The sequence below is a fragment of the Pedomonas sp. genome (assembly GCF_036515995.1).
Taxonomy (GTDB): Bacteria; Pseudomonadota; Alphaproteobacteria; order Sphingomonadales; family Sphingomonadaceae; genus Pedomonas.
Genome location: NZ_DATBUP010000236.1, coordinates 1 through 12,381, shown reverse-complemented (window position 1 = coordinate 12,381; position 12,381 = coordinate 1). Strand labels below are relative to the sequence as shown.

The 12,381-nt window shown below is 59.9% G+C and carries 12 protein-coding genes; 11 read left to right on the top strand and 1 reads right to left on the bottom strand.

The annotated features are described in order from the left end of the window. The first annotated feature begins 1,474 nt into the window (after window positions 1–1,474). From VIG90_RS17250 to VIG90_RS17215, 9 genes are all read left to right on the top strand, one after another. Window positions 1,475–2,137, top strand: a complete 663-nt coding sequence (locus tag VIG90_RS17250; protein WP_331594763.1) for a hypothetical protein — start codon at window positions 1,475–1,477, stop codon at window positions 2,135–2,137. A gap of 23 nt (window positions 2,138–2,160) precedes the next feature. Then, complete coding sequence (locus tag VIG90_RS19920) at window positions 2,161–3,066, top strand: DUF7146 domain-containing protein (protein ID WP_414695521.1); 906 nt, start codon at window positions 2,161–2,163, stop codon at window positions 3,064–3,066. A gap of 1,000 nt (window positions 3,067–4,066) precedes the next feature. Then, window positions 4,067–4,621, top strand: a complete 555-nt coding sequence (locus tag VIG90_RS17245; RefSeq protein ID WP_331594762.1) for a hypothetical protein — start codon at window positions 4,067–4,069, stop codon at window positions 4,619–4,621. Between the two features lie 37 nt (window positions 4,622–4,658). Then, complete coding sequence (locus VIG90_RS17240) at window positions 4,659–4,913, top strand: hypothetical protein (RefSeq protein WP_331594761.1); 255 nt, start codon at window positions 4,659–4,661, stop codon at window positions 4,911–4,913. 340 nt (window positions 4,914–5,253) lie between these two features. After that, on the top strand, window positions 5,254–5,673 hold the full coding sequence (locus VIG90_RS17235; RefSeq protein WP_331594760.1) for a hypothetical protein: 420 nt from the start codon (window positions 5,254–5,256) through the stop codon (window positions 5,671–5,673). Continuing rightward, complete coding sequence (locus VIG90_RS17230) at window positions 5,654–6,442, top strand: phosphoadenosine phosphosulfate reductase family protein (protein ID WP_331594759.1); 789 nt, start codon at window positions 5,654–5,656, stop codon at window positions 6,440–6,442. Before VIG90_RS17235 ends, VIG90_RS17230 begins: the two co-directional genes overlap by 20 nt. Window positions 6,443–6,499: 57 nt before the next feature. Continuing rightward, the gene (locus tag VIG90_RS17225) at window positions 6,500–7,132 is read left to right on the top strand and encodes a hypothetical protein (protein WP_331594758.1); all 633 of its coding nucleotides are present in this window, start codon (window positions 6,500–6,502) and stop codon (window positions 7,130–7,132) included. 1,302 nt (window positions 7,133–8,434) lie between these two features. Then, window positions 8,435–9,007 carry a hypothetical protein gene (locus VIG90_RS17220; RefSeq protein WP_331594757.1) on the top strand — a complete coding sequence of 191 codons (573 nt, stop codon included), beginning with the start codon at window positions 8,435–8,437 and terminating at the stop codon, window positions 9,005–9,007. A gap of 103 nt (window positions 9,008–9,110) precedes the next feature. Then, window positions 9,111–10,133, top strand: coding sequence for a DUF2493 domain-containing protein (locus tag VIG90_RS17215; RefSeq protein WP_331594756.1), 1,023 nt, complete (start codon window positions 9,111–9,113; stop codon window positions 10,131–10,133). Window positions 10,134–10,274: 141 nt separating this feature from the next. Here the strand turns inward: VIG90_RS17215 and VIG90_RS17210 are convergent, their stop codons facing one another. Continuing rightward, a complete protein-coding gene (locus VIG90_RS17210) occupies window positions 10,275–10,541 on the bottom strand; it encodes a DUF6437 family protein (RefSeq protein ID WP_331594755.1) in 267 nt (88 codons plus the stop codon). A 484-nt stretch (window positions 10,542–11,025) separates the two neighbouring features. Here VIG90_RS17210 and VIG90_RS17205 point away from each other — a divergent pair, with 484 nt between their 5' ends. Together VIG90_RS17205 and VIG90_RS17200 are read left to right on the top strand one after the other, a co-directional pair. Then, window positions 11,026–11,325, top strand: coding sequence for a hypothetical protein (locus VIG90_RS17205; RefSeq protein WP_331594754.1), 300 nt, complete (start codon window positions 11,026–11,028; stop codon window positions 11,323–11,325). Next, on the top strand, window positions 11,315–12,381 hold a 1,067-nt coding region (locus VIG90_RS17200; protein ID WP_331594753.1), incomplete at its 3' end, for a type IV secretion system DNA-binding domain-containing protein. The genes VIG90_RS17205 and VIG90_RS17200, both read left to right, overlap by 11 nt.

Below are 12,381 nucleotides of genomic sequence, written 5' to 3'. Positions count from 1 at the left end.
TCGAGCACTAAAACCGTGACATCTCTATCTAGCCGAAACAGTGTCTTCTCTAAACTGCAGGGACAAACGCCGCTCGCGGATAGTCTCCGCAGCAGTTCTCATCGCTTCCATATTTTGCTCCACTTCTGAAGAAGGCAGGCTGGACAAAGATACCTTGCCCATCACGGACGTTTGCAATATATAAAGACTAACTCGAAGGTGCGTATTGCTGCCTCTCAGAAGGCCCTGCGGAGTGCAAGCCGTGGGGCCTTTTCTTTTGCCCCGCGAGCCGGCTTTAAGAAACATTCATCCTCGGCAGCCGCGGTGGCACCAGGCCGGCCTTCCTTAACCCTGCTGCAACGCGGCCAAAGAGTGAAGCGGGCATCTCGGGCTGCTGGACGAGCACACGATCGTGCTCTGCGGTTGCGTGGTCCAAGCGGACAAGGCGAAGGAGTACACTCCTCATGGCCGACACGGCACACAGCCACTTTAAGCCCGACACGTCCGCAACCGTCCGGATATCGAGCCAGACCAACGCGGCGAAATAGACTCAAATGGCGGCGTACGCCCAGCTGGAACCTGCAATGTCCAAACGTGCCAATCCACCCGCATCATGAGTAAGGCGGGCTAAAGCTCTGTCGACGGCGCGCCGGAAAGGGGACTTGCAGCTACCACCGATGCGTCCGTGACTGCCGTATAGCTTGCCTTGTTTGGCTCTAAAACGGCGAAGCTGAAGCTAAGACAAAAGAGTGTCCGTTAAGCAGAGTACCTGAGTCTAAAAGTCAAAAGGTATACAAATAATACTTTACTAATAATCATAGTAATACTTCAAAAAGTTCTAGCTTTGTTCGGAGATTTAGCACTTGTCGTGTATCTGTGCACAACCGCATTTTTGCTCTTCCCATGCCTCAGTAAACGTGGAAATTAGCAGGTGTGGCTGGTTGCTCGGTACGAATTGCGTACCTAATTCGCGCTAGACTCCAGTCATGCGTGCGAGGCAACTAACGTAGCGTTGAATTTCCCCATAGTGATAATAATTTGAGGGCATAAAATACAGTGAATGTCACAGCCATTCACTGTCACAGTACTGGAGCCCGCCGCTCCTGCCAGGGGCGGGTTCCACCTTTATTACTTAGGCATCATCGATCAATACACGTTCTGTCTCACTGTTAATTTTTCGTTCTACCTCCGCTCGCGCCGCCTGGAAGCGAAGGGGGGAAGGAAGGGTGGAAGATCGTCGGGCGCAAGGTCCGTGCCCACGCTAAAGCGTTAGCGTGGGGCTTCGCCGGTCGTGGCCTGACACCGGTCTTCGCCATCCCCCACCTTCGAAGGCGTTTGCGCCAGGGGCACAGCCGGCCGCTCCGATTAGCCGATTTCATGCCTGTCATTGCAAAGGCCCGATTCCAGATCGCGGCCGCGTTGCTCATGGCTGGCGTGCGCGGATTTTTCGCGTGCCCTCGCCCTGGCGGAAGCCTTCGTTTCCGAGAGGCATACCATGAAACCGCTGACGGAGATCCAACAGGCTGTTTCCGCACGCATCAGGCAGGAATCAGAGTTCTTCACACTGGTCGATCAAGGACATTCCGCTACGCTTTGGCTTGCACTCGCGGAATGCGGCTTTGATATCGACGAACTAAGGGCCCATACGATTCAGTGTGTCGATCGGATTGCCTCCGAGACCCTTGGCTTGAGCCGCACGCACTGCGCCTTGATCAGGATTTCTGACTGGGCCACCTGCTTCAGCGGCATTGCTTACCTTGACCGGAACCTATCCCTCTTTGGAGTGACCGCTCCAAGCCTTCGTGACTTTTGGTTTCATCTTGACACCCTGGAGTACGAGCATTGGCGGCCGATTGGTAAGGCAGTTAACGATGCATCGGCCGAGTGGCGACAAAACTGGATCCGCACAGCTCAGATCGCGAGCAGATGCTTGCCAGATCATTTCTACTGGGCCGGGCAGGCCACAGTCGAAGTCGGACACAAGCCGGCTGCTGATCTCCTTACCGCATGCGTCATCGCAAAGCACCACGCGACGCTTGAAATTATCGCTGCAGGAGCACCGGAGCCGATCGAGCTCAACTATCTGAGCCTTTTTGGCTTCTCATCGCTCGATGACATTCCGCCAGCAGGAAGTCGGCCTGGCGGCAAGTCAACGTAGCCCTTACCACCTTGCCGCGAGGAATGCCGAGGGGCTCCCGCATGAGTGCGTCAGACCGCTCCAAGCTGTACCATCAAGGCCGGGCTCTCTGTGAGGCTCTGCACGGCACGTGGTCCACGGACCATGGTATGTGCCGGTGCCCCTCGCACGATGACCGGAATCTGTCCCTCAGTGTGCGTGTCGGGCGCAAGGCCCTGCTCTTTACCTGTCACGCAGGGTGCAAGCGCAGCGATGTCCTGGCCGCCCTGCGGCCCCACACACAAGCGAGGCCTTTATCGCAAAGGTGGGAAATACCCCAACGACGCTCTGTTCCGTCCACTTCCGCACAGTGGTGCCGGGCACTCTGGGAACGGGCAAAGCCGCTGCAAGGCTCGCCAGCCGAGGCCTATTTGCGCAGCCGCGGCCTCTCGGCGCCGGAGGGCACGGCGCTACGCTACTTGTCACGCTGCCATCATCGTCCCAGTGGCAAGTGGTATCCGGCCCTTTTAGCCCCCTTTCAACTCCCGGACGGGCAAATCACAGCCCTGACACGCATGTACCTTGATGCGGACCGACACTGCCTGATCCCTCATGAGCCGAGGCGAATGGTAACCAATCCGCCTGGCGCCGGGGCTATGCACGCCGGACCTGCAAACACAAGGCTGGGGTTAGCCGAGGGTTTGGAGACCGCCCTTGCTGCCCACCAACTGCATCAATGCTCTGTCTGGGCGGCAGGCTCGAGCGGCCGATTGCACCAGCTCGCAATTCCTGACCTGGTCACGCACCTCATCCTGTTTGCTGACAACGACGCCGCCGGCCGCAGAGCCGTGGCACGTGCTAAAGCAGCCTACCAACAGCCCGGCCGGGTCATCGAGATTTGTTACCCGCCGCCACCCTGGAACGACTGGAACGATGTGATCCGTCAGCAAGCAAACCCGCAGGCATCATAATCTTACGGTGTGGCGAGAGCCGTCCCTGACGTTTTGCTGCATCCTCCGAGATCAAGGAGAAAGGGTGGCCGAGAGCCTGATCGCAGCTGAGCAGTGCACTGTGCGCATACGCATGCTCAACGATGCCCTGGGCAGAGACCCATTCAACGGACCTTTTGGCACAGTCGTGATCTCAGCTGGTGCCAAAGCAGCCCTCGAGGGAAGTACGAAGGTAGCGCCAAACGCACCGGATCAGCACATGCGATTCCTGAGGCCGCCGTAGCAGCTTTCGATGTTTGGGGCCTGACAACGACCTGTGCGGAGAACACGATGTTGAGGTTTTGATGTCCCGGGCAAGCGGAGATATTTCAAGATCAGCTGCTATGACAACGAACTAAATGCGGGATCTTAGAACCATTGAGCGCTTTAAAACCTCGGAGGAGCTTAGATATTGGCTTTGGTGACATGTGGTAGAGCATCATAATTATTTGCCTATTGCGGCATTTTATCGATTTTGATTGAATGTTTCTTGAGCGTTTGTTAAATATGTTCTCGCCTTGCACGTTGATGTCGTATTAGGAACAGCCCCGTCACGGGAGAACGACATGTGTGCCAAGATTACCCCTGTGCCAATTGCACCGTCTGCAGTCGCGATACATCGCGCAGGTGACGCTCGGAGACCTGGCGCAGTCACCTGAGCGCTAAAGCGTTAAGCCCGCGGCTGGATATGGAAGCCGCACCCTTGAAGCCAGTGCTGCACCAACACGCGCCCGGCGAGCCCAACGCTCCGGGAGTGGTGGGCATTCGTGCCCCATGACGTGAAGAGACCCGGATCATGCCAACACACGATGTCGCCTCTAGAACTTGTCCGAAGCCCCCCCCAAACACGGGTGCTCCATGGTGTCCAGATCATCCAATCCAGTCGCGCCCAGAGGCATACCCTCGCCAAGCGGAACATGCGGTGGACAGCAATCCATACCCCGCCGCATGTCAGGCCGTTCAACGCCACGCTGATTGCTGGATGGACTTCCATGAGCAGCTCGAGATGGACCGTCGTGTTGCTGGATTCCTCGGCATCAGCTGGACCCACGCTGCACTAGTGCGGGTGAGTGCCAGTTGCAGCCCATTTATCTCGCCGAGCCAGGTTCTGACCGATCTTTGCCATTACACGGGCGATGCTGGACAGGTGATCCTGAACTTCTGGTGGGCCCTCGATGCAATTCCGGCGGAGCACGTTGCCCGCATCGGATACCAGGCCACGCTGCGCAAAGCATCCCTTTCCCGGTACTGGCGGCGCACGTGTAAGTCAGTGCGCAATGATTACCCCGGGATCAGTGATGTTCTGTTCAAGGCCGCCAAATCAGCGCTTCACACATGCCCGCCAAGGCTGATGACGCATCTCAACCTGGCCAAGGCACGCGCAACGTGTGAGCTGCTGGCAAATCAACCTGCGCGACTGACCTGGCACTGCCCCTACGTGCAGCTGTTCGGGTTCAGCAATGACCACGACACTCTCGATCCGGGCCAACCGGACAGCTCGTCCCAGCCCGCCATAAGCGGGCGGAACGAGGCGTAGGCGATAGGAAAAGACTGTTTGACTGAGGAGTAAGCATATGTTCGCTATTCGTAATTTGGAGCCGGGTGCGCATGACCCGCTGTTGTCAAGCAAGCGGCAGCGCCTTACCGATTACAACCGCGCCGACCGCCTTGCCCGGCAGATCCACGACAAGGACCAGAAACCGGTTGTCATCCTTTACGTCGGCAGCCCGCTCCAGCAATACCGCCTCGTCGTCGGCGAAGATATCCAGAAGCTTGTTCCCGGAAGCGAGGAGTTCGAGGTCTCGCGGGTTGTCACGTCCTACGTGTAAACATGCGGGTTGGCCGAGCATAGGCAAGCGGAACGGATGCCGGCGGTAGCCCAGCCGCGCCCATGCCAGACAGACGCCAACATAGTCCCAAAATATTCTCGCGACCTGGCTTCATCCGCCTATCGATCCTGCCGCGGCTGAGCAGGCGCGGAGCGACGTGCCGTCAGCCGGAACAGGTCAAGGCAAGCGGCCGAGCACAGCCGTGCCCATGCGTCATGCAGCCGAAAAGGAAGGGGAAGGAGGAAAGAGATTGGTGCAGGTGGTCGGCTGACCAGTGAGCGCGTCACAAATGCCGACCGCGATGTCAGGTGCATCACCAAGCCGCAAGGAGACTGGAACCGTGATCAGTGCGAACTTCGCCCGGGTAATACAGCATCTCGCTCGTCCGCAAGGCCTGTCCGCCACTCTCGTTCCTCGCGCCAGCAATCCTGATGCTGCCACACTAAGGCGCAAGATCCGCTTCGTGCATGCCACGGCACTTGCAGAGATCTTCAGCCAAACCCGATGTTATCAACGGTACATAACCCAGCCGGTCAGCCTGCACATTCTGTTCCCGTTTGGCGAACTTTACCGCGAGACGGACAACCAGGAGAGGCCAGACTTCTGGATTGTCTACGGCGAGACACACGATGGCAAACGCCATCCAATTATCGAGACGTTCTGCGAGAGATTGGCAGCCCATGTTGCGCAGGTGCTGGCTGACTTATGGACCACGCCGGACCGCGATCAGGGACATCGGGATGCCCGATATGCTGTGTGATCTGGCGGCTATTCAGACACTGATCAGCCGCGGTGCACTGTTTGCTCTCAGCCATTCGGGAGGCAAGGACAGCCAGGCAATGACGCTTCAGGTACGGCAGGTCGTACCCCGCGAACAGCTTGCCATCGTGCATGCAGACCTCGGAGACGTTCATTGGCCGGGAACGCTTGAGCATATCCAGGCAACCGCCGGAGACCTGCCCATCATCGTTGCCCGAGCGCAGCGCAGCTTTTTGGAAATGGTCGAACGGCGCGGACGCTTCCCCTCCCCTCAGCAACGCCAATGCACCTCCGATCTTAAACGAGGGCCGATCGAGCGAGAAATCCGCCGTTATCTGCGCGCAAGACCCGAATTCAGCGGCGTCGTTGTCAACTGCATGGGGCTGCGAGCCGAAGAGTCCTCTTCTCGCGCACGACGCCAGACCCTGCGCCTGATCTCCCGGAACAGCGTTGCGGGGCGTGAATGGTACGACTGGCTCCCAATCCACTCCATGGCGACCGACGAGGTGTTCAGCATCATCGCAAAGGCTGGCCAGTGCCCTCATTGGGCCTATGCAGCTGGCATGAGCCGTCTGTCCTGTTGCTTCTGCATCATGGCATCAGTCAGCGATCTCACAACCGCGGCTCGTCTGATGCCGGAGCTGTATGCCAAATACGTCACGCTGGAGCGCAAACTCGGCCACACGCTGAGCATGTCTCAGAAAACCCTCGAGCAGCTTACGCAAGTCAAGGTCGCGGATCTGCTGCAAGGCACGCCGTCGGCCAGCTGAGGCGAAAAGACCCCTCATCCATTCAACCCATTCGCCAAACCGTCAGCGGAGACCATCATGCTGTCGAACCTTCCCCTTCAGCTCATGAAACACGCCGTCAACGCCGGCTATGCCCTCATCTGCGAGGCCAACGATCAAGTGCTTTACATCGGGAACGACGCCGCAAAAGCTTGGGAGAGCATCTCATACGCCCCGGTGGCGCGCGTCGCTGTTGCTCAGTCAATGGCGCAACTGGAGTGGCTTATACTTCGTCCCCATCCGGAAGATCCTGCACAGTCGGCGGCCTCAATGACGCCAGGCGGCTTCTTGGAGGCGACACATCTCCAGCTATGCCACGATAAGGGACTGCCGACACCGCAGCACCGCCGCGAGCCCCATGAGGATCTCGGGCTCTCGGCCGGCAAGCCCGACATCTCCCTACATGTCTTCCGCCTGCTCGATCTAATCCTCCGTCCGCAACAGTACGCCTGCGTTGAATCTATTGAAGCGTTCGAGAGCTCAAGTTCCGATACGGACACCAGCCCAATCGGTAAAACAGAGGAAGGAAGCTCTCATACCTGGACAGTGTTTGCTGTCGACCAATTCAACTTGCGCCATCCTATTATGACAACGGACCGCCCGCACTACGGCGGCCGGCTCGCCCGGGCGCTCGCCTGCCTTGTCGAGGACATAAAACCGACGATCAACTGACCCGTCCCGGTGCCCAAAGAGAAGGGGGGAGAGGGAAAGCGGGAGGAAGATAACGGCAAGAGGGTTGCTGCCCACGGTCGGTCGGACCTCTCAAAATCCCGCGCCCCGCTTTACCCGCCACCCCGCTCACATTCGATCGAGCAAGCCACGACAGCTGACGGTCTGGTGGCCCTTCCCCACCTCCAGACTTCCGTCCTGTCGTGGTCAGACGGCCAAAGCCTTCCGACCCCCATCCCATGGGCATTGGCTGTCCTCCCGGGGGAGAGCAGTTGTCTCCGCTGCTCTCCCCCACGACATTGCGTCCGCCGTCTTCGGTCCGGACGTCCTGCACGGCGTAGCCAATGTGACGCAGCGCTCCGCCACCGGGACCTGTTGCCCTGTTTCCCGACGGCAGCCATATTCACCCGGGGTTTGTCTCCGATCGGCAGCCCTTGGGAGGGAGTGGCCACACCCCCCACTCTCTCCCATCCATTCGTGGCTGTGCGCAACCGACAGGCCGAAAATAAAACTGTCAGGTAGGCCCCAGAGCAGCCGTTGGATGGGGCACCTGCCTGGCCTACGGCCAGGCACCGGGCTGCCGTCCTTCGCTGGCCGGGCTAACGCCCCGCCAGCTCGGATCGAGCCCCGCTGGCGCGGGTCTCGACCATTCGGCAGGCATCCCTGGTGCAAACCAGCTGCACCCGCGCATCATCCCCTCAAACAGGCGTTCCTCGGATGCCGCGTCGATCGCGTGGCCTGCCGGCCACAGGGATGCCTGCGGCACAAGGCTGCCACACCACCCACGGAGCCACCCTCGCCATGGTCGCGACGTGCCACACGCGCGAAGGTCTGAGCAACGGCTGCCTCCCCCCAACTTCGCCCAGCGGACAGCGCCGGGCCGCACCCTTGTTTGCGGTCAGAGCAGGCGGCCCGGCGCTGTCCGGGGCTGCGTAGGGGGCAGCGCAACGTCCGTTGCCCAGCCCAGACGCGTGCGGCCCTGCTTCCTTGGCGAGGGCGGCTCCGTGAGTGATGCAACAGCGCCCTGCTCTTGCCTTCTGCTCAGTTCGCAACGGCGGCGCCGCCAGAGGCGGCGCCATGTCCTTTGCGCTTATCGCCGTGCTGGTCCGGCCGGGGTTCGGACAAGCCGAACGCCGCGGCCGGGCACGTCGGCACATTATGGCTCAGGCCCACCATGAATGATGCAATTTTTGTCAATAAAACAATGCGATAGCAAGTAATCGTCGATTATAGTATAAATAACTTGTCCCGGTAAGAAGGCCGGGAAGACAAAAACGAGGAACAAGCTAGGAAAGGATCAAGACAATGACCAATACTGAAAACCGTCAGCCGAACTGCTTCTATAAAACATCAGACACAAGCTACATCGGGTCTTATATCTCCCTTGAGATCGAGCTTCATCATGTCGAGCTCAACTACTCACATACGAGCCGCAATATGAACGAAGTCTGGACGGTGTCCACACCTTCCCCCCGCACAGGTGTGCTGTTCCCGATCGGCTCTGCCACCCTGATGCAACCGGAAGCAGAAGGCGAGGGCCCCTATTTCCTCGGCCGCCTGGAAGATCCTAACGGCCTGAACGTTCCCTTCAAAATTGCACCTCTGGACCCCAGCGACCCTGTCAGCCCGTGGGCTCTTCGCTACAACCCGCCAATGCCCGCAAACACTAGCGCACAGTCCCAGCAGGGGGCCTATCAGCGCCCGCAGCGCCGTGGCTTTGCTCAGCAGCGTCCAACGGCTCTCGGTCCAAGCACGGGCGTTGGCGGGTTTTCTCAATCGAGCTTTGGCAGATCATCCGGGCATGGCTTCAATGGGCCGACACCGAACGGCTTTGCAGGACATGACGGCTCACGAGAGCGGGATGAGAGCCCGTTCTGAAGACCAACCAATCGGGTAAATAAGCCCCGTCTCTAAACGCAGCGGGGGAACAGGATAGATCACATCCTGTCCCCCCATATCCTGACATGCTTTGGAGCCCGTCATGGACAAGGAAGATTACATCACAGACACCGATAGCTTGCAAGATGAAGATGCAGCACAACCATGCCATGCAGTCAGCGATATCAGCCCCGCGTTCCAAGCGGCATTTGACGAACTCACGCCCCGGTCTCGCGTCACGATTGCCGAGGAGGCCAACAGCCTGCCCATGCCCGATGCGGACACCGCCGCTCGCGCCGTCGACCTCGTCATCGCAACCCTTTTCGACGTATTCCGCGACACGCGCATGGAGCCCGCAGCGCCCAAACTGACAACCGGCATCATCCTTGCGTTCGTCAACGCGGCTGACCGCTCGCGGGGGGAGTGGCACAGTGCGACCGACCGGTTGCGAGATCTTCACGAGGATAACGACGGCAGCGAAGTGGCGACCGTTGAACTCGAGGACCAGACCACCCTTTGCCAGTCACTGGAGGAGGTCTATAACGTCGCCTGCGCCATGCGTGACCGCGCCATTGCCGCATGGGAAGCCGAAACCGGACGCGCCTTTGTCACCACCAAACGCGCCAGCATCCTTCATGCGAAAAACACCGCCAGCCTGATCGATGCGAATGATTATTTGCGCGCAATACGCCAAAAACAGCAAGACGCCGTAGCCCCGCAAGGGCCCATCGTCATCGCCTCCGGCGGGACCGTCTGGCACGACGCAGATATCATTCACCGCGCCCTTGATCCCATCAAAGAGCGCATCCCGAACATGGTGCTTGCCACCACTGGTCAAGACAGCGGCGTTGATGCCATCGCCCTTGCATGGGCACGAAGAAACGGTGTCCATGTCGTGGCCTTTCGGCCGAACTTCAACCGCGATGGTCGTCGCGCCGGCTACCGCCGCAATGACCGAATGCTGGCCCTGAAAACCATCGTCGAGGCCGTCCTGTGCGAAGGCAGCCAAGTGCAGGTCGACCTGTACACCAAGCTTTCCAAGCGGGGCGTACCGGTGCACACGATCAACAGTGCCGATCAAGCCCCAGTGCAGCAGTCCATGAGCAAGTTCAGGCGAAGCGCCTAGACCTTTCCGAGCGCGACCTCCCTCGCCCTGCCGTGCCCAACGGCGGGGCTTTTTTTGTATAGTCTGCGCGCGCCGTCCGTCCGGCCTGGCGGCCGTCCGGACGGCGCGCGAGAAGACAGGCGGTCAACGCCGCCGCAGAGATTATGAGCGCGGTTGCTCTCCGGATTGACCAGCAGTCAGGCGGGACAATGCCGCCTCACTCCCAAGGCCGATGACTGCCGCGACAATCGCCTCCAGAGCCGCTGGATCGGCTTCGCCTGCGTCCGTTTTCAGGAGCGACAGCCCCAGTTCCTGCGCCGCGATCTGTCGTGCCTCTGCCTCCCGTGCTTCTGCCTCAGCCCGCGCCCTGCGGGCGTCTGACAGCGCCACAAGTGCTCCCTTTTTTACGCCTGTGCGATTGGGTGCCATTCACACATCCCCTTCTCAAAAAGTGCGTGCCAAGGGATGCCATAGTCTGCCGCGCGGGCGCGTCTTCAGCAAGCTATTGCCGCGCGCCGGATCGCCCTTGGAGCCGCCGCCAGCGGCGACTGGAACCCCGATCGCCGCGAGCTCGGCCTCCCGTCCTGTGGCAAGGCCGGTCCCCCAACCCTGTTCCCCTGATCCCCGTCAAGCGCTCAGAACCAGCCGGGCTCAAGTGCGCTACAGTAGGCACACCCTACGCAGTGAACTGCTCAAAAAAACAACTGTGATTTCAGATAGTTAATACCGAAATACTGTAGATGTGAAGTGGACTGTAGATCTACAGTGCTACAGTAGCCTACAGTATTTTATCATAACCAACTGAAATATAATCATCTTTTCCATATTGTAGATCTACTGCACAGTATGTAGATTATCAGCGTCTCCCTTGGCCGTTTGAGAGACAACCAGCGTCAACACACGGAGTTGATGCATGGGAGACTATACGGCTTTTCCCCTGACGACCTACGTCCGTCCCGAGACGGCCAGCAATTTCAAGCGCCGGGCGCGCAGCCTCGGGCTGACCAGCAGCGCCTACCTCAAGCAGCTTGTCGAGCGCGAGATCTCCGCGCCAGGCGGCGATCAGATGGCCATTCTTGGCCGACAGATCACCTTCGTCGCCGTCGCCCTTGATGCCCTGCTTGATACCCATCCCGACAAGACCTTGCGGCCCCGGGTATACCAGGCAGTGCAGCGCAAACTGAACCCGCAGGAGGCCGCCGATGACCTCTGATCTGTGGCATTTTACACGCGGCTCGGAGCTCATGCGCCATCGCATTGCGTTGTTCGGCAAGAGCCTCTCCGGCCTCCTCATTGTGTTCGCCCTGGCGCTTGCCGGCGGCATATACTGGGAGGCCAGCGCCACCCTGACCCAGCACGATCTGACCTTGGTTCTCCTGCGCCTGAAGGCCGAAGCCTGGATGTGGCTGGAGCTGGATCCAGCAAAGGAGACCGTGCTGCCGGACCCGGGCGGGTATGCCATTCGGTTGGCCGTCGGTCAGGTGTCTGGCCACCCGCTGGTCGTCGTCGCCTGGGGCCGGATGCTCGCGGCCATCACTACGGGCATGACGCTGGGCAGCCTGATCGGCGCACCGCTCGTGACCGGCCTGTGGTGGTGGTTCCGCCACTTCGGTCAGTCAACACCGGCAGAGCATCACGACCGCGGCGCAACGCTTGTGAGCGGGCGTGAACTGGACGATCAGCTGACCCGCTTCAATGCTCGCAAACGCGCTGAAAGCTATCGTCAGATCATCGGCTGGCTGTGGTGGTGGAAGACCTTGCTGACCGACCTGAAGACCCGCGACCGGGCCGGCCTCTACCGGCCGTATGCCCTCGCCGGCTACCCCTTCCCGTGGGGGCAGGAAGTGGCTCACGGCATGATCTTCGGCACGACGGGGACGGGCAAAACGACCGTGTTGCGTGACCTCCTCTATCAGGCGCGAGAGCGCGGACACCGTGCGGTGGTGTTCGATCTGACCGGGGCCTACATCGAGGCCTTCTATGACGCGGAGCGCGACGTTCTGCTCAATCCGCTCGACGTCCGCTGCCCTTACTGGACGATCTTTCATGAGTGCCGGACACGCGAGGACTTTACGGCCGCGGCCGAGGCCTTGCTGCCCCACGATGGCGGCACGTCCGAGCCGTTCTGGATCCTGGCGGCCCGCCTGCTGTTCGTTGAGGCCTGCCTCAGGCTGCAGCTGCTGGGGCGCACCAGCAACGAGGATCTGGCCCGCGAGCTGATGACGACCTCCCTCGCCCAGGTTCATAAGCTGCTCCGGAACACCATGGC

What these genes read in the sequence shown, in the direction of transcription:
- VIG90_RS17250 (WP_331594763.1), top strand. Translation starts at nt 1,475, where the DNA reads ATGAAACCGCTGACGGAGATCCAACAGGCTGTTTCCGCACGCATCAGG.
- VIG90_RS19920 (WP_414695521.1), top strand. Translation starts at nt 2,161, where the DNA reads ATGCCGAGGGGCTCCCGCATGAGTGCGTCAGACCGCTCCAAGCTGTAC.
- VIG90_RS17245 (WP_331594762.1), top strand. Translation starts at nt 4,067, where the DNA reads ATGGACTTCCATGAGCAGCTCGAGATGGACCGTCGTGTTGCTGGATTC.
- VIG90_RS17240 (WP_331594761.1), top strand. Translation starts at nt 4,659, where the DNA reads ATGTTCGCTATTCGTAATTTGGAGCCGGGTGCGCATGACCCGCTGTTG.
- VIG90_RS17230 (WP_331594759.1), top strand. Translation starts at nt 5,654, where the DNA reads ATGCCCGATATGCTGTGTGATCTGGCGGCTATTCAGACACTGATCAGC.
- VIG90_RS17225 (WP_331594758.1), top strand. Translation starts at nt 6,500, where the DNA reads ATGCTGTCGAACCTTCCCCTTCAGCTCATGAAACACGCCGTCAACGCC.
- VIG90_RS17220 (WP_331594757.1), top strand. Translation starts at nt 8,435, where the DNA reads ATGACCAATACTGAAAACCGTCAGCCGAACTGCTTCTATAAAACATCA.
- VIG90_RS17215 (WP_331594756.1), top strand. Translation starts at nt 9,111, where the DNA reads ATGGACAAGGAAGATTACATCACAGACACCGATAGCTTGCAAGATGAA.
- VIG90_RS17210 (WP_331594755.1), bottom strand. Translation starts at nt 10,541, where the DNA reads ATGGCACCCAATCGCACAGGCGTAAAAAAGGGAGCACTTGTGGCGCTG.
- VIG90_RS17205 (WP_331594754.1), top strand. Translation starts at nt 11,026, where the DNA reads ATGGGAGACTATACGGCTTTTCCCCTGACGACCTACGTCCGTCCCGAG.